Below are 21,990 nucleotides of genomic sequence, written 5' to 3' on the forward strand. Positions count from 1 at the left end.
CGGATCTCGGGGGGTGAAAACGGACAAGGCGTCCAGGGTGCACCGCAGGACGCCTTGGCAGAACCTAGTGACCGTTCCGTTACCGAGGCATCGGGGATCGGTCCGCAACCTTCGGCGAGGCCATGGGGGCCACCGGTTAGGGGATTAGGGGATGTGACCCCAACGGGCGACTTTGGTACGAAGGGGCGACCCCGTGAGTGAGGATTCAACCCCTATGCGTCACGTTCTCGGCATCGACATCGGCAGCACCGGCATCGCCGCTGCCGTGTGCCGTGACGTGGGCGAACGCTGGTCGGAGCCGGTGGTCGTGCCTGGCGTCGAGTCGGTCGTGCACGTCGCTCCGGACGCGACGGTGTCGGTCGGCGCGGAGGCGGTGCGGCGGTCGGTCGTGGAACCCGACCGGGTGGCGCGTGGTTTCCTGCGCCGGGTCGGCGACGACGTTCCGTTCCTCCTCGGTGACGAGCTGTACACGGCCGAGGCGCTCACGGCCGCCGTCGCGGGGTGGGTCGTGGACCAGGTCGCCGCCGACGAGGGCGAGCCTGCCGAGCGCATCGCGATCACCCACCCGCCGTCCTGGGGCACCTACCGGCGCAAGCTGCTGCTGGACGCGCTGGCCGCGGCCGGCTTGCCGCCCGCGATGCTGTTGCCGACGCCGGTCGCCGCCGCGGAGGGGCACCTCGCGCGTGAGCGGATCGATCCGCAGACGCTCGTCGGCGTGTGCCGGATCGGCGGTGAGCACGCCGACCTCGCAGTGCTGCGCCGCGGAGCCACGACGTTCGAGCTGGTCACGCACGCCGAACCGGCCGAGCCGACGGCCGGGAAGACGCTCGACGACCTGCTGTTCGAGCACGTCCGTGAGCGCTGCGGCGACGTCGCGCCGTCGGCGTTGCGGCTGGTGTGCGCGGAGGCGAAGGAGCGGCTGTCGGCGTTGCCCGAGACCGAGATCGGGCCGGTCCGGGTGACGCGTGCGGAGTTCGACCGGCTGGCGCGGCCGGGCCTGCTCGCGACGCTCGAACCGCTGCGCCGGTACGAACGGCTGAGCGCCGTGCTGCTGGTCGGCGGCACGGCGGCGGTCCCGCTGCTGGCCGAAGTGGTCGCTGGGCTGACCGGCGGCCGGGTGGTCGCCGAGCCCGAGCCGGCGTCCGCGGTCGCGCGTGGGGCGGCGCTGGTCGCGCGGCTCGTGGAAGGCGCGGCGGTCGAGTCGACCGCGCTCGTACCCAAGGTGACCGGCTTCCCCGACCTGGAACCCGAAGACGTGTACGACGACGAACCCGTTCCGCCGCGGCCGCCCGTCGTACTGACCCCGCTCGAACCGCCCCGTCGCCGGTTCGCGCCCTCCCGCCGCGGCGGCTCCCGAAGCGAGGACGACGAGTGATCCTGCTGGACGAACCCACCGAGCGGGTCTGCGCGGCGATCAAATCCGGTCAGCTCGCGCCGGTCCGCCTCGCGATCGTGGCCCCTGGCGGCTACGGCAAGACCGCCGTGCTCGACCACCTCGCCGGCGCGCCCGGCGTGCGGCTGGTCGACGACGCCCACCTGCTCACCGACGCCGAACTGTCCGAAGTGGCCCGGCAGCTCGACGACGAGTCGGCCGGCCTGGTCATCGCGGCCCGTCCGCACCCGCGGCCCTCCGCGCTCAACCAGGTGCTCGGCCGTCTGACGGGACAGCTGGTGCTGCGGCCGTTCGACCGGCTGCGCACGGAGACGTTCCTGGCCAGGGCCGGGCGGCCGCTGGCGGTCGACGCGGTGCTGGCGCAAACCGGCGGCGTGCCGGGGTTCGTGCGCCTGCTGGCCGGTGGTGACGGTGAGCTGGTCGCGGCGTTCCGGCACGAGCTGGACCAGGCCGGCGAGGATTCGCTGTGCTACCTGCTCGCGGTCGAGGCCGGGGCCGATCCGGACCTGCTCGCCGCGTTGAAGCTGCCGGCGTCGACGGTCGAAGCGGTGCGCGCGACCGGGTACCTCGGGCCGGACGGCCGGTTGCTGCCGGTCGCCGCGCGGGCCCTGCGGGAGCTGGTGCCCGCGGACCGGCGGATCGCCTTGCGGCTGCGGCTGATCCGGCGGCAGCTCGACCGCAGCGGGCCGGTGCTGAGCCTGGTCCGGCCGTTGATCGGGACGGGCGTGACCGGGGCGGACGTCGCGACGGCGTTCGAGGTGGCCGCGGCCGAGGCGGCCGGCGATCCGGCGCTGGCCGCCCGGTTGTACGAGGCGGCGGTGCGGGCCGGGCGGCCGACGGCGGCGGTGGGCACGCGCTGGGCCGAGGCGGTCGCGCGGACCGGGGACTTCGACACGGCGCTGCAGCTGGCCGACCAGGTGATCGCCGCGGACGATGCAGTGGACCGGGCCGAGGGGGCGCAGGTCGCGGGCGCGGCGCTGGCGCACCGGGGCCAGCTGGCGCGCAGCGCGGAGCTGTTCCAGTGGTCCGACACGGCTGCGGCGCGCTGCTTCGCGGTGATCGGCCTGACCGGGTCCGGCCGGCTGGCGGAGGCGGAGAAGCTGCTCGGCAAGTCCGCTGTGGACGGTCCGCCGACGCTGCTCGCGGGCGCGGTGTCGTCGGCGGCTCGTGGTGTGCTGGAGTCGGTGACGGACCAGCCGACGGTGGCACTGTCCACTTTGATCCGTTCGGCGGAGATGCTGGAGCCGGTGTCGGACCGGGTGCTGCTGCCGGACAGCCCGGCGGCGCTGGGCGCGCTGGTCGCGTTGCACTCGGGTGAGGCGGCGATCGCCGAGCCGTTGCTGGAGCGGGCGGTGTCGTCGGGTGTGCTGGTGCCGCGGCACCGGTTGCTGCTGGCGTGGATCGCGATGCTGCGTGGCGACGAGGAGGGCGCGACGGCGCAGTTGCGGTCGGCGGGGGAGCAGTTGTCGCCGCGGGACTGGTTGTTCGCGGTCGGGTTGCGGGTCGGGCTGGCGCGCCGGTCGAGTGATCTGGCCGGGTTGCGGCGGATCTGGATCCAGGCGCGCGAGGCGGTGGTCCGGCACCCGGTCGACCTGTTCACGTTCCTGCCGTTCGGGGAGTTCGAGGTGGCTGCGGCGCGGCTGGGGGAGCGGGACCGGCTGGCGCCGCACCTGCGGCAGGCGCGGGAGTTGCTGGCCGGGCTGGGGAATCCGCCGTTGTGGGCGAGCGCGTTGCACTGGAGCGGCCTGCACGCGGCGGTGATCGCGGAGCAGCCGGAGGAGGCCGCCGCGCACGCCGCGGCGCTGTCGGAGGCGGCGTCGGCGGGCCCGTACTTCGCGACGATCGCCCGTGCGGCGCAGTGCTGGCTGGAGGTGCTGGGCGGCGAGGTCGACGCCGTGGCGGTCGAGACGGCGGCGCGTGACCTGCACGGGGTGGGCCTGTGCTGGGACGGCGCGCGGCTGGCCGGGCAGGCGGCGATCCGGACGTCCGACCGGAAGGCGATGGTGACCCTGCTGGACTGTGCCCGTGTGCTCCAGGGCCGGCCGGGCCGGGAGGCGGTGGAGCACACGGGCGGGGTGCGGCTGAGCGAGCGGGAGCGGCAGGTCGCGGAGCTCGTGGTCGCCGGGCTGACGTACAAGCAGATCGGTGACCGGCTGTTCATCTCGGCGAAGACGGTCGAGCACCACATGGCGCGGATGCGCCAGCGCCTGGGCGCAGGTAGCCGCGGTGAGCTGCTGGCCGAGCTGCGGGAGATCGTGCAGGTGGCGTCCTAGCGGACGACCTGCACGGTGTCCCCGGAAGCCAGGGTGCCAAAGAACTTCTGCGACGCACTCGGCGACAGGTGGATGCAGCCGTGCGAGTACTTGGACAGGCTGCCCTGGTGGAAGGCGATGCCGGGCTGGAAGAAGACCGAGTACGGCATGGGGGCGTCGAACTCGCGGCTGTGGTAGTCCTTGACCTTCGCGGAGACGCGGAAGGTGCCGACGGGGGTCGGGTCGCTGGCTGAGCCGGGCATGATCTGGACCGGGCCGTAGACGACTTCGCCGCCGCTGAGGAGCCACGCCTTCTTCGCGGAGAGGTCCACGCACGCGTCGACGGTGGCCGAGCAGGGCACCCCCGCCGGGGCGGCCTTGGCCTTGGTCGTCGTGCTGGTGGTCTTCTTCGAGGTGGAGGTCTTCGAGCTGCTCGACGGCGCGGGCGCGGAGCTGCTGGTGCTCGACGCGGGCGCAGCCGAGGTGGTGGTCACGGGCGGCGCGCTGGTGGTGGGGGCAGCGCTGGTCACGGCGGTGGTCGCGGCGACCTGCTGCACGGCGGCCTGCTCAGAAGCGCCCCCACAAGCGCCGAGCACCAACGCGGCTGCCACGGCCGCCGCGGCCAGCACCATCTTCTTGACGGTCACTCGATTCCCCCAGCTTTTCGATTCGGCGTCTACAAGCGGATAGACGTGGTCCGCGGGGTGGTGGTTGAGCGCGACAGGTCACGATCTTGTTGCACCAGGTTTGAGGGGACGAACTTCACTCGGATGAGTGGTGGGGCGTTGCCTCAGGTGATTTGGTTCGGCCCCGGCCCCGGCCCCGGCCCGGCCCCGGCCCCGGCCCCGGCCCCGGCCCCAGTCACCGGCCACCGGCCACCGGCCACCAGCCACCGGCCGCACCCCAGCCTCTGCCCCTGCCACCAGCCCCTGCCCCTGCCCCTGCCCCTGCCCCTGCCACCAGCCCCTGCCCCTGCCCCTGCCACCGGCCCAGCCCCAGCCCCAGCACCAGCACCAGCCCCTGCTTCTGCCCCAGGCGACCGGCCACCGGCCACCGGCCCCAGGCGACCGGCCACCGGCCACCGGCCCCAGCCACCGGCCACGGCCGCAGGCCCGTCTCCGCCTGTGCCGGTACCTCCGTCTCAGCGTCTGCGTCTGCTTCTGCCTGTGCCTCCCCGTCCGGCGTCCGTGCCCGCTCCCTGCGTTGGGCACCCGACCCCACGTCCGCGCCCCGCACCCCGCGCCCCGCGCAGTTCACCCGAGCGCCTCGCGCCCACCCCAACACCCGCCGCCCGGAGCCTCGTACCCACCGCCTCGCGCCCCCATGGCCGGTGTCCCACGCCCTGTGCGGGTCGCGATGTGACCAGCGCCTCGCGGCCCAACGCCCCCACCTGGCGCTCCACGTCCGCCAGTCTCGCGTCGAGCGCCTGGCGCCGGCCGTCTCGTCCCCGGCGCCTCGCGTCCGCGTCTCAGGGCCAACGCTTCCCGGCCACGCCCAGGCCCGTTGAGCAGTGCCCGGCCTCCAGGCGCGTCCTCGGTGCGAGTCCCAACCCGCGGAAGCGCCGAGACCCTCAGCCCGCCGCTCGGGCACGATGGCCCCATGCGCTACGTCATCATCGGAGCGGGCGCGGTCGGCTCGACCGTCGCCGCTCAGCTGCAACTCGCCGGCCTTCCGGTCGTGCTCATCGCGCGCGGCGAGCACGGCGCCAAGATCCGCGAACAGGGGCTGCGGTACTTCCGGCCCACCGGCGAGCAGCTCGTGCGGGTACCCGTCGCCGGGAGCGCCGCCGACGTCGAACTGACCTCGTCGGACGTCCTCGTCGTGGCCACCAAGACCCAGGACACCGAGTCGGTCCTCCAAGAGTGGTCGTGGCGCCCGGCCGGCTCCGGCCTCGCCGCCGACCTGCCGGTCGTGATGCTGCAGAACGGCCTCGAGAACGAGCGCGCGGCACTGCGTCGTTTCGCCACCGTGTTCGGCGCGTCGCTGTGGATGCCGGTGTCCTACATCGACCCGGGTGAGGTGAGCGCCCAGGGCGCTGAACTGCCGGGCATCCTGTGGCTGGGGCAGTTCCCGTCCGGTGACGACCCGCGCCTCAGCGCGATCGCGGCCGACCTGCGCACAGCCGGCTTCGGCGTCCAGCTCGTGCCGGACCTGCTGCGCTGGAAGGCCGGCAAGCTCCTCGCCAACCTCGGCAACGCCGTCGACGCGCTCTTCGGGCACGACGAGCGCACCGCGTCGTTGAGCCGGGACCTGCGAGCCGAGGGACGTCGAGTGCTGGCCGCCGCAGGGATCGAACCGGTCGATCTACGCGAAGCGTCCGAAATAGACGCCTCAGCCGCGGACGCGGCCGAGATCCCTGGACGTCCACGCGCCGGCAGCTCCACCCGCCAGAGCCTGGCCCGAGGCGCCGGATCCGTCGAAGGCGATTACCTCAACGGCGAGATCGTCCTGCTCGGACGGTTGCACGGCGTCCCAACACCGTTCAACGCCGCGGTGCAGCGCCGCCTCGCGCTGGCCGCCTCGCGTGGCGAAGCGCCGGGTTCGGCCGACCCGGCGGAACTCGACCTGCCGCGGCCACCGGTCCTGATCACCGCCGACGAACTCCAGCGGCAGCTCGACTCGTCCGCCCCACCCGTCCTGCTGGACGTGCGCTGGGCACTGGGCGACCCGAACGGGCACCGCCACTACCTCGACGGCCACCTGCCGGGCGCGGTGTACGTGGACCTCGACACCGAACTGGCCGCGCCGCCGTCCCCCGCAGAGGGACGCCACCCCCTGCCAGACCTCGACGCGCTCCAAGCCGCCGCCCGCCGCTGGGGTATCCGCGAGGGCTCGTCCGTCGTCGTCTACGACAACAGCGGGAACCTGGCCGCCGCACGCGCCTGGTGGCTGCTCCGCTGGGCGGGCGTCGCGGACGTCCGGCTCCTCGACGGCGGACTCGCCGCGTGGGGCGACCGGCCTCTGGAAACCGGTTTCGGCCGGAACCCTGAGCCGGGCGACATCCTCCTCAAACCCGGTCACCTGCCCGTCCTCACCATCGACGAAGCAGCCGCGCTGCCTGGTAAGGGCACGCTGTTCGACGCCCGCGCCGGTGAGCGCTACCGGGGCGAGCAGGAGCCGATCGACCCGCGCGCCGGCCACGTCCCCGGTGCCATCAGCGCGCCGACCGGCGAGAACCTCACCACCGAGGGTCGGTTCCGCTCGCCCGAGCAGCTCGCCGCCCGCTTCCGCGAGCTCGGCGCAGCCGAAGGCCCGGTCGGGGTGTACTGCGGCTCTGGTGTGACGGCGGCTCACGAGATCGCGGCCCTCGCGATCGCCGGCATCGACGCGGCCTTGTACCCCGGTTCGTGGTCGCAGTGGTCGAACCAGCCCGACCGTCCCGCGGCGACCGGCCCGAACCCGTAGCGAAGCGACCACGTGCTGCCCGGGTCGGTTGCTTCACGCAGGGAGCCCAGCCCGGGCAGCGCGTGCCCGGACATGTCCACACTCACTTCTCACCACACGGTCGCGCACCTTCCTTCCTGGTAGTTGTAGACGTATGCGCTTGCGGCCGAGCACCTCGCACTGGGGAGCCTTCTCAGCCGGACTAGACGAAAACGGGCACCTTCAGGTCGCCGCGCACCCAGAAGACCCGGCGCCGTCACCGTTACTCGGCAACCTGCCGAGCGCCCTGACGGACCCCAACCGGATCGCGGCGCCGGCAATCCGACGGGGGTGGTTGGAGCGCGGGCCGGGGCCGGATCCGAAACGCGGTCACGAGGACTTCGTCGAGGTCAGCTGGGACGAGGCCCTTGATCTGCTCTCTGCCGAGCTCCGACGGGTCCGGGCCGACCACGGGAACGAGGCGATCTACGGCGGCTCCTACGGCTGGGCGAGCGCCGGCCGCTTTCACCACGCCCAGAGCCAGTTGCACCGGTTCCTCAACGCCTTCGGTGGTTTCACCTCCTCTCGCAACACCTACAGCAACGGCACCAGCTCGGTGGTGCTGCCGCACATCGTCGGCACCGCCAACGATGTCCTCCGCAATGGTTCGAGCTGGCCGACGATCGTGGCGAACACCGAACTACTCGTGGCGTTCGGCGGAGTCCCCGAGAAGAACGTCTTCGTCACACCCGGCGGAGTCACCCGGCACCACACACCCGGGTTCCTCGCCCAGCTCGCCGACCGCGACGTCGAGGTCGCCCTGATCAGCCCACTCCGCGCTGATCTCCCCCAGCGGCTGGCCGCGCGGTGGTATCCCATCCGCCCCGCGACGGACACCGCACTCATGCTCGCGCTCGCGCACACCCTCGCCGCGGAAGGGTTGCACGACCGCCACTTCCTCGACCGCTATTGCACCGGCTACGACGCGTTCGAGCGCTACCTCTTCGGCGCCGACGACGGAACTGTCAAGGATGCCGCCTGGGCCAGTGCCCTGACCGGCATCTCGGGCGCGGACATCGTCGACCTCGCCAAGCGCATGGCCACCCACCGCACCTTCATCACCGTCACCTGGAGCCTCCAGCGCATCGAGCACGGTGAGCAACCCGTGTGGGCCGCCATTGCCCTCGCCGCCATGCTCGGCCAGATCGGGCTGCCCGGGGGCGGCTTCGGGCACGGATACGGCTCCATGGGAGACAGCGGCGACATCGGCCCGAACTTCCAGGTGCCCTACCTGTCCCAGGGGATCAACCCGGTCAAGCAGTTCATCCCGGTTGCCCGGATCGCGGACATGCTCCTCAATCCCGGCACCCCCTACCAGTACGACGGCACCGAACGCACCTATCCGGACATCCGTCTCGTGTACTGGGCCGGTGGCAACCCCTTCCACCACCACCAGGACCTGAACCGCCTACGAAAAGCGTTCGCCCGTCCTGACACCGTCGTCGTGCACGAACCCTTCTGGACCGCCACCGCACGGCACGCCGACATCGTTCTGCCTACCACGACAGCACTGGAGCGTGAAGACTTCGGCTCCGGCCGCCGTGACACCCACCTCGTCGCGATGCACCGGATCGCCGAACCCCGCGGCCAGGCCAGGGACGACTACGCGATCCTCGCCGGACTGGCTGCCCGGCTGGGGATCGAGGAGCGGTTCACCGAGGGCCGCACGGCGCGCGAGTGGCTTGAGCACCTCTACGGCACCTGGCGGCAGCGCCTGGCCGGCAAGGAAATCTTCGTGCCGTCCTTCGAGGAATTCTGGGAAGAGGGCGGCTTCCGGTTGCCGAACACGGAGACCGACCGGACGCTCTGGGCCGACTTCCGGGCCGACCCCATAGCCAACCGGCTCGCGACCCCGAGCGGCCGGATCGAGATCGTCTCCGAGAAAGTGGCTTCGTTCGGTTACGACGACTGTCCTGGTCGTCCAGCCTGGCTGGAGCCCGTCGAGTGGTCCGGCGGTGAGCGGGCCGGTCGTTTCCCGTTGGTCCTCATTGCCAATCAGCCCCACACCCGGCTGCACGGTCAGCTCGACGGCGGTGCGGTCAGCCAAGCGGCGAAGGTCGCCGGCCGGGAGGCCGTCCGCCTGCACCCGGACGACGCGGGTCCGCGGGGAATCAGCGACGGAGACGTGGTCCGCATATTCAACGACCGCGGCGCTTGTCTGGCTGGAGCCGTGCTCTGCACCGATCTTCGCCCTGGCGTGGCACAGCTGCCGACCGGCGCCTGGTTCGATCCGGCGGGATCCCTGTGCGTGCACGGCAACCCCAACGTGCTCACCGCGGACGTCCCGTCGTCACGACTGTCCCAAGGGTGCACGGGGCAGCACGTGCTGGTCGAAATCGAGCGTTTCGCGGGTGAACCACCTGGCATTGTCGTGAATCGACCACCGGTCATCTCGCGCACACGCGAGGTGTAGCTGGAGATGGTGGGCAGGGTGTAGCGCATGGAAGCTCCTTGTCCTCGATTTTGGTTGCACCGCAGCAGATCTGGTGGTTCGCGTGACCTGCGGTGTCTTCGACAGTACACCAGAATCGAATTCAGTCGCTAACCCAATCGATCTAATCGTTCTGGCGATCCTGGCAATATCTGTCTTTTGGTAGATGGTGCTCGCGAACCAGTTCGTGCATTCTCCTATCACCGCCACTTCCGAACGGGGAGAAGACATGAGCACCACGACCGGCGTCGGCCGAAGGATCAAGGCAGAACTGGGCTGGCCTGTCCCAGTTCTCGGGGCGGTGTGCACGGTGCTCGTGGCGATGCCCGTCGGCACTGTGCTCACCACCGCGTCTTCGCTGGTGGTTCTCCTTGCCGCGCTGGGCATCGCGGTGCAACGCACCCGCAGGCCCACGGTCATTGCTGCGGCGTCCGGGGTTGCAGCCGTGAGCTCGCTGATGGCGACGTTCTGCGACGGCGAAGCGGCGGATCAGAGCCTCGCTTCGTGGCTGCTGTTGGAGACCGCTTTCCTGCTGTGCGTCCTCGTGCAGGTGGTCCGACAGGCGAAGGGGCGGGGTGCGCCGTTCTCCGCCGGGTTGCTCATGATTGCGGTGGTTCTGGCGCCACTGCGGCTCACGGCCGGTTCGCGTGCGTCTCCGCCGACTGGTTTGGCAAGCGAGTGGTGCTTCGGCTGGGCGTTGTTGGCAGCATGTGCTGTGGCGGTTGGTCTGTACCTGAGGTCTCTCGACCAGAAGCGCGAGGCGTCCGTTCGCGCCGCCCGCCGCGAGCAGCGCATGCAACTGGCGAGCGACTTGCACGACTGGCTGGGGCACGAGGTGACCGGGCTGGTGCTGGAGGCTCAGGCTGCGCGGCTTCCCGGCCGTGCCCCGGGCGATGCGCATCGTGCGCTGGAGCGCATCGAAGAGGCCGGCGTTCGCGTGCTCGACTCGATTGACAAGGCGCTGTGCTGGCTTCGACATGGCGAGAACGCGCCCGGAATGGCCGACGTCGAGCGGTCACGCTGGCTCCCGGACCTGCCAGCCCTGGTGCAACGATTCGAGGCGCTCGGACCCATCCGGGTGCGGCTGGAGTTGGATGAGCGAGCGGAGGAAGCGCGGCCTGAGATCGCGGGCACGATCCGCCGCGTCGTGCTGGAAGCTCTCACAAACGTACGGCGCCATGCTCCAGAGGCGCGTCAGGTGTCGGTGGCGGTACGCCGCAACGGTGCGCACCTGCTCGTCCGAGTGGTCAACGACGGTGTGCGAAGGCAGGGATTGCTCAAGCGGGCTCGCGCCGGTGGGTCGGGCTTGCGCGGCTTGGCAGAACGAGTCGTCGCGCTCGGCGGGACAGCGTGGGCGGGTCCGGTGGGGCAGGCGGGCTGGGCCGTTCACGTGGTGATCCCGGTGGTCTCGTGACGATGACCCGGATTCTCATCGCAGACGATCAGGAGGTGGTCCGACGCACTCTGCGCCAGATCTTCGAGGCTGAGGACGATCTCGAGGTGGTCGGCGAGGTGGCTGATGGGGAATCGGCCGTGCAACGGGCTCGTGAGTTGAGGCCGGACGTGGTGCTGGTCGACGTCCGGATGCCGGGACGCGACGGGTTGTCGGTGACCCAGGAGCTTGCTGGACCGAAGGTGGCGGATCCACTACGGGTCATCGTGATCACGACGTTCGAACTCGACGAGTACGCGCGAGTTGCGCTCCAGAACGGTGCTTGCGGGTTCCTGTTGAAGCGGTCCGGGCCTGGGTTGCTGGTTGAAGGTGTTCGCGCTGCCGTGTCGGGCGACATGCTGATCAGTCCACAGATGACCATGCGCCTCTTCCGGCAGATGTCCCTACCGGCCGTCGGTGGTCGCCGGCCGGCGGTGTTGACCGACCGGGAATGGGAGATAGCGCGTCTCGTCGCGGAGGCGAAGACGAACCTGGAGATCGCCGAGGCTCTGAGAATCACGGCAGGGACGGTGAAAACGCACTTGAGGAGCATCCAGCGGAAGCTGGGCCTGTGTAATCGGGTCGCGATCGCCGCTTGGGCGTGGGAAACCAGCGCTGAGGGGAGGTGAATGGTCAGAAGGTAACGACAGGTCGAGCGAGCAGGAGAGGGCGGTGACTACGGACCGCAGGATTGTGCACTTGATCATCACCCGATGGAGTTATCTTTCTCCATGATCAGGGAAAGTGAGAGTCTCTCGGCATCGATGAACTCATCGCGCTGGTAGCTTTTCCCGAGCCGCAGCTGGTTCTGTGAGGTGGTCGAGTGACGCCCGGCGAGCGGCGAAGTAGTGGGGACAGTCCACGCCGTGCCGATGGAGGGTGTTGATGGCGCGCACGATCCTGCGTGACAGGTCGGATGACCTCGTGTGGAGCGTGCAACTGGCGGACCGTACGGGAATCGTTGCGGCGAGCGCGCCCAAGCCCGTCGAAGACGACGAGCCCACGGTTGCCGACTTCCCGCCGGTGTCCGGCGAGCTCGCCCTCGCCCCGGTGGTGGTTGATCTGCCCGGCGCCGTGGAGAAGCGGCGGTTGCTCCGGCAGGTCCGTCGCAACCTGCTGGTCGCAGCTGCGGCTGTTGTCCTCGTGGGTGTGGGCTGGATCGCGGGTGGCGCCTTCGGCGCCGGCCAGGATGCGGAGACTGCACCTGCGGTGGCCGCTGGGGTCGTGCCGAACGTGGGTGTCAATCAGCCGGTGCAACCGGCTCCGAACACGAGTTCCGTTCCCCAGGTGCCGGTGACCACCGCACCGCCAGTGGCGCCGCCGGCGGCCAAGACCTCTGCGCCGGTGCAGAAGAAGCCGACCGCAACCAAGAAAACGGCCGCCGACCGCGGCGAGGCCCGTACCGGTCCGGTCGAGGAGACCACGGAGCAGGGCAAGCCGCTCGGCCAGACGCTCGACGAGCAGATCAAGCAGCTGTTCGAGGTCTGGACGTGGAACCAGATCGACCCGCGCGGTGACTTTGACGAGGAGCAGGACCGGTCTCCGCGGTCCTTCGGGCCGCTCGGTCGCTGACGCTCTCGGTCGGTGCCGGCCGAGGAATCGTCGGCGAAGCTGCCGGGCGGGTACTGGGCGCTGACCCGATGGGCAGGTGGGCCGGGGCCAGGATTGGCTGCGCAGGCTTGAGGCGGCTGTTCCCCGTAGGCGGGCTGGTGGCGGAATCAGGTCGGCCGGAGCACCGACGTGCCGAGATGTCGAGTCGGTGACGCGCCAGGGTGCTGAGTTGCTGAGTCGCCGACTGCAGGGTGTCGAGGCGACGCAGGGTGTCGAGGCGACGACGTGGAGGGGAGCCGAGGCGGCGCCACGCTGCGGTTCCGAGGCGGCGACCTGCTGAGGTGCCGGGTTGTGTCAAAGTGCGGGGAGCCGCTGTGTCGACGTGCAGGGGGCCCAGGCGGCGTCCCGCTCTGGTGCCGAGGCGGCGTCCCGCTCTGATGCCGAGGTGTCGGCCTGCTGTGGTCCGAGCCGGTGCCCTGCTGTGGTGCCGAGCCGACGCCCTGCTGTGGTGGCGAGGTGTCGGCGTGCGGGGAGCCGTTGTGTCGAAAACGCCCAGCCGCCGAGTAGCTGAGGTGCCGGCTTGCCGACGGGTCGAGCTGGCGGACTGTCGACACGTCGGCTTGTCGAGACGTCGAGGTGCCAATGCGTCGGCGGTGTCGGGTGTCGGCTTGGCGACGTGTCGAGCCGTCGGGTGTCACACCGGCTGAGCTGACCGCGCGGGCCAGTCGAGCGCTGGGGGTGGCGCGGGGTGAGTCAGCCTCGTGCCTGGAGTCAGCCGGGGGCGACCCCGGCGCCGCGAGGGTGCGGTGCCAGGGTCAGACGTTCGTGATCTCGTCGATGAAGGCGTCCACGTCGAAGCGGTCGCTCTCCGTGCCCAGCGGGACGAGTTCCGTAGCGGCGTCCAGGAAGCGCTCGACGTCCTCGCGCTCGATTTCGACCAGCGCGTAGCCGTCGGGGGACTCGATCTCCAGGATGAGGATGCCCTCGTCGGTCGACAGGTCGGGGCGGACTCGCACGTCGCCGATGCCGGAGGGCTCGCGCAGGCCCGTGACGAGCAGCTCCCGGGCGAAGGTCCACTCCACCCAACGGCCACGCTCCGTCCGGAAGGCGATGTTCACGGCGAACGGCTCGCTCGCGACGTACGACAGTCGAGACAGGACTGGAGCACTGGAGCCGTTGAGTGACACGAACTGGCTCTGGGTGACGGTATCGGTGTTCACGTGCCACCTCTCGCGGTCTTGTTCGCGCTCCCGGCGCGAACGGGTCGGACAGCGATGAGATGTAAGCGGAGCCCGAAAATGATGCGTCGCGGGCGACTTTCACGCGATCGGTTGCAAAATCTTCGAACCTGTAACACGCGGGACCGTCGTGATCAGCCGCCGTTCAGGGGAACGGTCAGGCCCACCTTGACGCGGTCCATCGCGACGCTCGTCGTGAAGTGCCGCACCTCGCCGTTGTCGAAGAACATCCGCCGCGTGAACGCCTCGAACTCCCCCATGTCCCGGCACTGCACCACCAGGATGAAGTCCGCCGACCCCGTAACGTAGTAGCACTGTTGCACAGCGGAATCAGCCAGCACCTGCTTCCGGAACGCGTCCAGCACCTCCAGCCGCTCGCGCTCCATCTCCACCATCACGATGAACGTCATGTGGACCCCGACCGACGGCGGATCGATCACCGCGACCTCGCGCGAGATCACGCCGGCGTGCCGCAACCGCTTGATGCGGCGCTGCACCGCGGCAGCCGACAGGCCCACCTCGGCGCCGATCGTCTCGGCGATCGTCCGCGAGTCGTCCTGCAGGCGTCGCAAAATCTCGTAGTCGAGTTTGTCCAGGTCAACGGCGGGCACCACCGCATCGTAACCAAAACCGGGTGTGCGACGCGGCTCACGCAAGGGGTGCGAAGCGGATGTCGCAGGCATCTTCGCCGACAGCGAAACGCACCAGCCGCGCCCCCGCGCTCTCCAGCGCCTCCCGGTCCTTTTTGGAGACACGCCCGTACGGCTCGATCTCCAGCGCCGCCCCAGCTTGCGACCGCGTGATCCGCCAGCTGCCGCGCACCAGCCCGTCGACCAGGACCGTTCCGGGGAACACCCCGTTCGGCACCCCGAACACCCGGACGGCTTCCAGCGGTGTGAGCTTCGTCCTGCGCAACAGCAGCTGACGGGCGAGCAGAGCCCGGTTCAGCGCGCGCTGCCCCAGCGTGTCCGGCATGGCCGAACCCTAGAACCTATCGGTGACAGTTCCGGTCCGCGTAGTCCTTTCGTGGCCGCGTTTTGTGACCTGGAACACAACTCACCGGTCTACCCAGGGGTAGCCCCTACAAGTGGTTCCATGCATGACGGACACCACGCGGTCCTTGCCGGGCTGGGAGCCTGGCTGCCGCCGCGGGTGGTGGACAACGACGACCTCGCCCAGCACCTGAACACCTCCGACGAATGGATTCGCGCGCGCACCGGCATCGGCGAGCGCCGCATCGCCGACCCCGACGTGTCCACTGTGGACATGGCGATCGCCGCGGGACGCAACGCCTTGCGCAGCGCCGGGTCCGACGCGATCGACGCGGTGGTGCTCGCGACGGCGACGCCCGACTACCTCTGCCCGGCCAGCGCACCGCAGGTCGCCTCGGGGCTCGGGCTCAGCGGGGTCGCCGCCTTCGACGTCAACGCCGTCTGCAGCGGCTTCATCTACGCGCTGGCCACGGCCGCGGGCATGATCGCCAGCGGCGTCGCGGGCCGCGTGCTCGTCGTCGGCGCGGACGCGTTCAGCCGCTACTGCGACCCGGCCGACCGCACCACCGTCCCGATCTTCGGTGACGGCGCGGGCGCCGTCGTGCTGCGTGCCGGGACCGCCGACGAGCCGGGCGCGCTCGGCGCGTTCGACCTGCACAGCGAGGGCGAGAACGCGGACCTGCTGATCGTCCCGGCCGGTGGCGCGAAGCAGCGCCAGTCGGCCAACCCGCACGACCACTACCTGACCATGCAGGGCACCGCAGTGTTCCGGCACGCCTGTGCGCGCATGGCCGAATCCGCTCGTGCCGTGCTGGAGCGGTCCGGGCTCGGCGTCGGCGACGTCGACCGGTTCGTCGGCCACCAGGCGAACATCCGAATCCTGCAGGCCACCGCCAAACAGCTGGGCATGCCGAACGACCGGGTGGTGGCGAACATCGAGCGCGTCGGCAACACCAGCGCCGCCTCGATCCCGCTCGCGCTGGCCGACGCCTGCGACGACGGCGAGCTCCAGCCCGGCCACCGGGTGCTGCTGACCGCGTTCGGCGCCGGGCTGACTTGGGGTTCGACCCTGCTGACCTGGCCCGACGTCAAGCCGGGCGGCGAGGCCTAGTTCGTCCAGGTCTTCGTGGGCGTGTCCCGCCCGCGCAGCTGAACCGTCTCGTGGCGGGACCACCGGGTTTGCTCGCCCGACGCGGCCTGCGACCAGAGGGTGTCGCTGGCGAGGATGCGGCCGGGCACGTGCTTCGCGTGCTCGGTCAGGCGTGCCGCTTCGTTCACCGCGTCGCCGATGACCGTGTACTCGAGCCGGCTGCGGCTGCCCAGTTGCCCCGCGAACACCGGTCCCCACGCGACGCCGATGCCCAGATCCAGCTCGCCTTCCTCGCGAACCGCGTCCCGGATGGCGCGCGCCGCGGACATCGCCGCGGTCGCCGGGTCGGCCAGCCGGGTGGGCGCCCCGAAGACGCACAACGCGGCGTCGCCCTGGAACTTGTTGACCAGCCCGCCGCGCGCGTCGACCGCCGAGACCACGCTGTCGAACAACCGGTTCAGCTTGCGCACGATCTCCTCGGGCGGCAGCCGGTAGGCCAGGGCAGTCGAGTCCACGACGTCGACGAACAACGCGGCGACCTCCCGCACGTCACCGCTCAGCGACACGCCGTGCTCCAGTGCGTGCCGGGCGACGTCGATGCCCACGTGCCTGCCGAACAGGTCCCGCAGCCGGTCCTGCTCGCGCAGCCCGGCGACCATGCTGTTCACCGACACCTGGAGCGAGCCGATCTCACTGGCGTCGTCGACGCGCACCGAAACGTCCTTGCGGCCGCGGGTGACGAGGCCGACCGCCATCCGCAACCGGCGCAACGGCGCGGCGACTGCCCGAGCGAGGAGCGCGGTGCCGATCGCGCCGCTGACCAGCCCGACGATCGACAGCATGATCAGGCTGGAGGTCTCGTCGGCTCTGCCGATGTTCGGCGGCGCAGCGACGATCAGCACGCCGAGCAGCGGAACCCCGCTCGCCACGGCCCACGTGATCGCGAGCCGGGACAGGACGCTGACCGACACCGCGTTGCGCGGCGGGCTCACTTCCAGCGCGAGGATCAGGATCGGCCGCGCGACCCACTCCGCGGCCAGGTACATCAGGCCGACGGTGAGCAGCCCGCCGAGCCCGACGGCGAGGGTGACGCCGAGGGCGTCGAGCGCGGAGCCCAGGATGCTGGTGAGGGTGCCGAGGATGATCGTGCCGCCGAGCCAGAGGGTGCCGCTGACCAGCGCGAGGTCGCGGGGCAGGCGGAGCGCGCGGCGGGCTTCCGGCGGCGTCGGGCGGCGGCCCTGGGCGAACCAGACGGCGGTGCGGCGGTGCAGGATCGCCGACCACGCCGAGCCGACGAGCACCGAGAGCAGGACGTACGCGCCCGCGCAGGTGAGCAGGATCCAGCTGCGGTCGCCCATGTCGGCGGGGATGCCCTGGAGGAACAACAGCAGCCAGACGGCCGCCGCGCCGCACACGCTCGACCCGACGCCGAGGACGACGAACCCCAGCCCGGTGCGCAGCACCACGCGGAACTTCGCGAGCTGGGCGAACTTCGGCACGGAGTGATCGTATTGCCAGCGGCGGGGGTAGGGCGCGTTGTCGCGGTGAGTGGCGGGCCTGCCCGCGCGGCGGGTTCGGTGGACAAGGCTCGGGGTGTGACAGGAGGAAGCAGTGGGAGTGCGGTGAGAACCTGGGGTTGAGAGCCGGCGTGCAGTGGCGATCGGGCTCGGTTTCGGGCGACGCCGGGGCGTTCGCGACGGAAGCGGGAGAGAGTGTTCGGGGACAGCGGCGGCGCCGCGGCGCGTCGGGCGCTGGACACGCCTTGCGGACGGAGGAGCCCGCCCGGGTCAGGAAGCGCGTTTGCGCGAACGGGCCGGTCGCGCCTCCCGGATGGCCTTCTCCAGCTCGGCGCGGTTGAGTTTCGATCGGCCCTTGATGTCGAGCTCCCGTGCCATCTTGTCCAGCTCCGCCTTGCTCAGCTCGGACAGGTCCGGCTCCGCGGCCTTGCGGGACTTCTTCGGGGCGCTCGAAGCGGCCTTCTCCGACTTCCCGCCGGCGCCCTTGCGCCGCTCGACGCTGCGGGACAGCGCTTCGAACAGGTCGACCACCTTGGTCGGCTCGCCGGGCTCGTCCTCGACCGTCACCGTGCGCCCGGCCTTCTTGTCGTCGATCAGCTTCAGGACGCGCTCGTTGTACTGGTCGTGGTAGTCGTCGGGACGCCAGTCGTCCGCCATGGAGTCCACCAGCGCGACCGCCATCTCCAGTTCCCGGCCCCGCGGCTCCGCCTTCTCCGGCAGCTTCTTCAGCTCCTTCGCCGGGTTCCGCACGTCCTCGGCGAACAGCAGCGTGTCCAGCACCAGCACACCGTCGCCGGCGCGGACCGCGGCGATGTGCTCCTTGCCGCGCATCACGAAGCGTGCGATGCCGGCCTTGTTGGTCTCCGCCATGGCCTGCATGAGCAGCCCGTACGCGCGCCCGAACTCCTCCTTCGTCGGCGCCAGCCAATAGCTCTTCTGGAAGTACAGCGGGTCGATCTCGCCGAGGTCGACGAACGACTCGATGTCGATGGACCGGGACCGGCCTGGCGCGATCTGGTCCAGCTCCTCCTGCTCGACCAGCACGTAGTCGCCGTCGCCGAGGTCGTAGCCCTTCACGATGTCCTCGTAGGCCACCTCCTCGCCGGTCCGCTCGTTCACGCGCTTGTACCGGATCCGGTCCGACGTGCCGCGCTCGAACTGCCGGAAGTGCACGGTGTGGTCCTCGGTCGCGGAGTACAGCTCGACCGGCACCGTCACCAGGCCGAAGTTGATCGCACCGCTCCAGATCGCTCGCGCCATCACGCCTCCCGGACCACTTCGGTAGCCGACTTGTCGACACGCACGCCCGTGAACCGAGGATGCCGCAGCTTGCCGTCGCCGGTCCACTCCGAAAACCGCACCTGGACGACCACCTCCGGCTCGACCCAGCGCGGCCCGCGCTCGGGCACCGGCTCGTCGAACGGCGACCGGCGGCGCTCCAGCCCCGTCAGCGTGCCGGTCAGCTCACGCAGCGTGGCCTCGCTGTAGCCGGCGCCGACCTTCCCCGCGTACCGCAACCGGCCGCGGTCGTAGTAGCCGACCAGCAACGCGCCGAACCCGGTCCGCGCCCCGCCCGGCGCACTGAACCCGCCGACGACGAACTCCTGCTCCTTGACGCACTTGAACTTCAGCCAGTCGGTCGTCCGCCCGGACCGGTACGGCGCGTCCGCCCGCTTGGCGATCACGCCCTCCCAGCCACGCGCGCACGCGTGGGCGAAGTACTCCTCGCCGGTGGTGTTGCGGTGCGTGGCGTACCGCAACACCCCGCCCCAGTCGAAAGCCTTGCGCAGCAACTGCTTCCGCTGCCGTAGCGGCAGCCCGGTGGTGTCGTGGCCGTCGAAGGCCAGCAGGTCGAACAGGTACAGGTACACCGCGACGCCGGTGGCCTCGATGCGCCGCCGGTCGGTCAGGTGGATGCGCTGCTGCAGCCGGGCGAAGCTGGTCTGGTGGCCGTCGAACGCGACGATCTCGCCGTCGGCGACGAAGGAGGAGGCGCCCGATCCGGCGAGCGCCTCCCCGAGTTCCGGATACCCGGCGCTGATGTCGTTGTGGTTGCGCGACCACAGCACGGGCGGGCCGCCGTCGCGCGAGCAGATGGCGCGGACCCCGTCGAGCTTGCGCTCGAACAGCCAGTTCTCCCTGGAGAACGGCTGCTGGGTCAGCGTCGCCAGCATCGGCGCGCGCCACCCGGGATCAGCCATGATCGGCGGTTACCCTGCGAAGCGCTCCGCAAAACCGCTGGTCACAGCTCTCCGTCCTGCTCGGTGAGCCCGTCGCGCAGCCGTTGCAGCGTTCGCGCGAGCAGCCGCGACACGTGCATCTGCGAAACACCGATCCGCTCCGCGATCTGGGTCTGCGTCATGTTGTGCACGAACCGCAGGCCGAGGATCTTGCGCTCGCGCTCGGGCAGCTCCTGGATCAGCGGCAGCAGCGCCTCGTGGTTCTCGACGCCCTCCAGCCCGGCGTCCTCCTCGCCCAGCGTGTCGCCGAGCGCGAGGTTCTCGGTGTCGCCGGACAGCACCTCGTCCAGCGACATCGAGTGGTAGGCGTTGCCCGCTTCCAGGCCCTCGTAGACCTCGTCCTGGCTCACGCCGAGGTGGCTCGCGATCTCGCTCGGCGTCGGCGCGCGGCCCAGCCGCTGCGCGAGCTCGGTGCTCGCGCTGGAGATCGACAGGTGCAGCTCCTTGAGCCGGCGCGGCACCCGCACCAGCCAGCCGGTGTCCCGGAAGTGGCGCCGCACCTCACCCATCACCGTGGGCACGGCGAAGGACAGGAAGTCCGAGCCGCGGCTCGCGTCGAACCGGTCCACGGCGTTGATCAACCCGACGGTGGCGACCTGGACCAGGTCCTCCTTCGCCACCCCGCGCCCGGAGAACCGCTGCGCGATGTGCTCGGCCAGGGGCAGGTGCCCCGTCACGAGCTCGTCGCGCAGGGCGGCGCGGCGGGGGTCATCGGCCGACAGTTCCGCCAGCTCGTCGAACAGCGGCGCCAGGTGACCGTATTCGTTCGACGCGGTGGGTTTGGTCGGCTCCGTCCGGGAACCGGTCACGCGCCTGCCCCTGGGACGTCGACGGCGACCCGTCGCTTGGCGAGTTCGATGTCCACCTGGTGGCCCTGGCCGTTCGACTTCACATGCGCGTCGACGGAGTCCGTGAGCGTGCTCAGGACCCGCCAGCCGAACGACTTCGTGCTCGGCGCGCTGTCGCTGTCCGACAGCACCGTGCCCTGGAACCGCAGTTCGTCGTCCTGGACGGCGAACCGGCAGCGCATGGTGGAGCCCGGCAGCGCCCGGGTGATCAGCGTCGAGCACGCTTCGTCCACTGCGAGCCGCAGATCGGCGATCGAGTCCAGGTCGAAGTCGGCGCGGGTGGCGAGCGTCGCCACCACCGACCGGACGATCGGCAGGTGTGCCAGGTCGGCACCGAGCCAGAGTTCGATCTCGTTCTGCGCGCGCAAGGACGGTGGCTCCCAGTCCGTCACGTTCACCTCACCGTCGTTCGAGTGTTGCTTCGGAACCATCATGCCTCGAACGAGGGAAGTTCGCTCGGTCCGGTTACCGTCTGGAAGCATTCCGTAGCTGCTGTTATGGCTGTACTCCTCATCGATGGCGCAAGATCGCGCCGAACCCCTCGACGAGCTCCTCGTCGACGTGCACCAGGTCCGCGTCCACGGCGATCGCCGCGGCGGGGACCGCCTCGTCGGCCCGGCACCGGTGGATCTCCGTGGCGCCGTAGGCCTTGAGTTCTTCCTCACCCAGCGCGATCTGCGCCGGGGCCGGCCCCGTGCACACCACGTCCTCGCCAGGATCCCCGACGAGCAGAGTCTCCACATTGGCCTCGCGCAGCGCGGCCGTCACCGCCTCGAGCCCTTGCACCGCAAGGCCGTCCGGCTGGTTCAGCGCGTCGCGGAACTGCTGGACGACGTCGTTGAGGCGGCTCTGCCGGACCGCTTCGGCCAGCTCGTCGGCGACGTCGGAGTGCGTGGCCTCGCGCGCGATCGACTTGGCGGCCTCGGGCAGCTCGTCTATCACGGCCTTGCGGCCCTGCACCTCGCCTGCCACCACGATCAGCTGCGCGTTCGCCTGCTCGGCCAGACGGGCGATCACACCGGCGATGTCGGCGACGTTGTGGCGCTTCACCTCTTCGGTGCGGTGCTGCATGCGGTGGTGCGCCTCACCGCCGCCGCGGGTGTGGTGCACCGGGTGGTCCTGGCCGCTGACCTCCTCCGCGGCCATCTCGTGACCGTGCTCGTCGAAGGCCTTGACGGTCGCGCTCACCTGGTCGACCTCGGCGACCACGTGCGGCAGCGCCAGCTCGCCGTACCGCGCCAGCGGCAGTAGGTAGGGCAGGTCGGACACCCTGGCGATGGTGCTCGCGGGCGGGCTCGGCAGGTGCTCGTCGACCACGACCCGTTCGCCGGCGGCCAGCAGCGCGCGGCCGCTGCGGCCGGTCGCGCGCGGGCCGTCCAGGATCGCGCTCTCCAGCGCGCCCACCGCGCCGTCCGGGGCGTGCTGGGCGGTCAGCGCGTCCTTCAGCTCACGCCACTTCAGCTCGAGCTGTTTCTCGGCGTCGGCCGTGTCGTGCGAGTCCTCGAAGTAGACGGACGTGAACGGACCGGACGCGGTCACCAGCGGGCGCAAGGTCGTCGTGTCCATGCCCGCTTCTTACCCGT

Annotated in this window: 18 protein-coding genes; 8 read left to right on the top strand and 10 right to left on the bottom strand. The window is 70.8% G+C overall.

Annotated features, from left to right (window positions below; translation table 11 throughout):
* Window positions 1-214 precede the first annotated feature (214 nt).
* The gene (locus AMY39116_RS0304320) at window positions 215-1,375 is read left to right on the top strand and encodes an Hsp70 family protein (RefSeq protein WP_020416477.1); all 1,161 of its coding nucleotides are present in this window, start codon (window positions 215-217) and stop codon (window positions 1,373-1,375) included.
* On the top strand, window positions 1,372-3,666 hold the full coding sequence (locus AMY39116_RS0304325) for a helix-turn-helix transcriptional regulator (RefSeq protein WP_020416478.1): 2,295 nt from the start codon (window positions 1,372-1,374) through the stop codon (window positions 3,664-3,666). The genes AMY39116_RS0304320 and AMY39116_RS0304325 overlap by 4 nt, the downstream gene beginning before the upstream one ends.
* On the opposite strand, the gene AMY39116_RS45945 is transcribed toward AMY39116_RS0304325, so the two are convergent.
* Window positions 3,663-4,292: a L,D-transpeptidase gene (locus AMY39116_RS45945; protein WP_027935624.1), complete on the bottom strand. Its 630-nt coding sequence runs from the start codon at window positions 4,290-4,292 to the stop codon at window positions 3,663-3,665. The two genes, AMY39116_RS0304325 and AMY39116_RS45945, sit on opposite strands and share 4 nt — an antisense overlap.
* Window positions 4,293-5,244: 952 nt before the next feature.
* Here AMY39116_RS45945 and AMY39116_RS48035 point away from each other — a divergent pair.
* From AMY39116_RS48035 to AMY39116_RS44595, 5 genes are all read left to right on the top strand, one after another.
* The gene (locus AMY39116_RS48035; protein ID WP_020416481.1) at window positions 5,245-7,050 is read left to right on the top strand and encodes a rhodanese-like domain-containing protein; all 1,806 of its coding nucleotides are present in this window, start codon (window positions 5,245-5,247) and stop codon (window positions 7,048-7,050) included.
* A 133-nt stretch (window positions 7,051-7,183) separates the two neighbouring features.
* On the top strand, window positions 7,184-9,481 hold the full coding sequence (locus AMY39116_RS0304340; protein WP_027935625.1) for a molybdopterin-dependent oxidoreductase: 2,298 nt from the start codon (window positions 7,184-7,186) through the stop codon (window positions 9,479-9,481).
* A gap of 184 nt (window positions 9,482-9,665) precedes the next feature.
* Entirely contained in the window at window positions 9,666-10,913 is a 1,248-nt protein-coding gene (locus AMY39116_RS0304345; RefSeq protein ID WP_235716055.1) for a sensor histidine kinase, read from the top strand.
* A 2-nt stretch (window positions 10,914-10,915) separates the two neighbouring features.
* Window positions 10,916-11,560, top strand: coding sequence for a response regulator transcription factor (locus AMY39116_RS0304350; protein ID WP_039791201.1), 645 nt, complete (start codon window positions 10,916-10,918; stop codon window positions 11,558-11,560).
* 256 nt (window positions 11,561-11,816) lie between these two features.
* On the top strand, window positions 11,817-12,503 hold the full coding sequence (locus AMY39116_RS44595; RefSeq protein ID WP_020416485.1) for a hypothetical protein: 687 nt from the start codon (window positions 11,817-11,819) through the stop codon (window positions 12,501-12,503).
* A 794-nt stretch (window positions 12,504-13,297) separates the two neighbouring features.
* On the opposite strand, the gene AMY39116_RS0304360 is transcribed toward AMY39116_RS44595, so the two are convergent.
* The 3 genes from AMY39116_RS0304360 to AMY39116_RS0304370 form a co-directional block, all read right to left on the bottom strand.
* Window positions 13,298-13,702, bottom strand: a complete 405-nt coding sequence (locus AMY39116_RS0304360) for an SsgA family sporulation/cell division regulator (protein ID WP_020416486.1) — start codon at window positions 13,700-13,702, stop codon at window positions 13,298-13,300.
* A 152-nt stretch (window positions 13,703-13,854) separates the two neighbouring features.
* Window positions 13,855-14,331: an Lrp/AsnC family transcriptional regulator gene (locus AMY39116_RS0304365; protein WP_027935626.1), complete on the bottom strand. Its 477-nt coding sequence runs from the start codon at window positions 14,329-14,331 to the stop codon at window positions 13,855-13,857.
* Between the two features lie 37 nt (window positions 14,332-14,368).
* Window positions 14,369-14,695, bottom strand: coding sequence for a DNA glycosylase AlkZ-like family protein (locus tag AMY39116_RS0304370; RefSeq protein WP_020416488.1), 327 nt, complete (start codon window positions 14,693-14,695; stop codon window positions 14,369-14,371).
* Window positions 14,696-14,815: 120 nt separating this feature from the next.
* Here AMY39116_RS0304370 and AMY39116_RS0304375 point away from each other — a divergent pair, with 120 nt between their 5' ends.
* Window positions 14,816-15,823: a beta-ketoacyl-ACP synthase III gene (locus tag AMY39116_RS0304375; protein WP_084506009.1), complete on the top strand. Its 1,008-nt coding sequence runs from the start codon at window positions 14,816-14,818 to the stop codon at window positions 15,821-15,823.
* Here AMY39116_RS0304375 and AMY39116_RS0304380 read toward each other — a convergent pair.
* The 6 genes from AMY39116_RS0304380 to AMY39116_RS0304405 form a co-directional block, all read right to left on the bottom strand.
* Window positions 15,820-17,301: an adenylate/guanylate cyclase domain-containing protein gene (locus AMY39116_RS0304380; RefSeq protein ID WP_020416490.1), complete on the bottom strand. Its 1,482-nt coding sequence runs from the start codon at window positions 17,299-17,301 to the stop codon at window positions 15,820-15,822. The two genes, AMY39116_RS0304375 and AMY39116_RS0304380, sit on opposite strands and share 4 nt — an antisense overlap.
* Window positions 17,302-17,589: 288 nt before the next feature.
* Complete coding sequence (locus AMY39116_RS0304385; RefSeq protein WP_020416491.1) at window positions 17,590-18,579, bottom strand: Ku protein; 990 nt, start codon at window positions 18,577-18,579, stop codon at window positions 17,590-17,592.
* Window positions 18,579-19,520, bottom strand: coding sequence for a non-homologous end-joining DNA ligase (ligD, locus tag AMY39116_RS0304390; protein WP_027935628.1), 942 nt, complete (start codon window positions 19,518-19,520; stop codon window positions 18,579-18,581). Before ligD ends, AMY39116_RS0304385 begins: the two co-directional genes overlap by 1 nt.
* A 41-nt stretch (window positions 19,521-19,561) precedes the next feature.
* On the bottom strand, window positions 19,562-20,368 hold the full coding sequence (locus tag AMY39116_RS0304395; protein WP_020416493.1) for a SigB/SigF/SigG family RNA polymerase sigma factor: 807 nt from the start codon (window positions 20,366-20,368) through the stop codon (window positions 19,562-19,564).
* On the bottom strand, window positions 20,365-20,799 hold the full coding sequence (locus tag AMY39116_RS0304400; RefSeq protein ID WP_027935629.1) for an ATP-binding protein: 435 nt from the start codon (window positions 20,797-20,799) through the stop codon (window positions 20,365-20,367). Before AMY39116_RS0304400 ends, AMY39116_RS0304395 begins: the two co-directional genes overlap by 4 nt.
* 118 nt (window positions 20,800-20,917) lie before the next feature.
* Entirely contained in the window at window positions 20,918-21,973 is a 1,056-nt protein-coding gene (locus AMY39116_RS0304405) for a Vms1/Ankzf1 family peptidyl-tRNA hydrolase (RefSeq protein WP_020416495.1), read from the bottom strand.
* Window positions 21,974-21,990 lie beyond the last annotated feature (17 nt).

Origin of the sequence: Amycolatopsis sp. ATCC 39116 (genome assembly GCF_000231075.2) — a bacterium.
Lineage (GTDB): Bacteria > Actinomycetota > Actinomycetes > Mycobacteriales > Pseudonocardiaceae > Amycolatopsis_E > Amycolatopsis_E tucumanensis.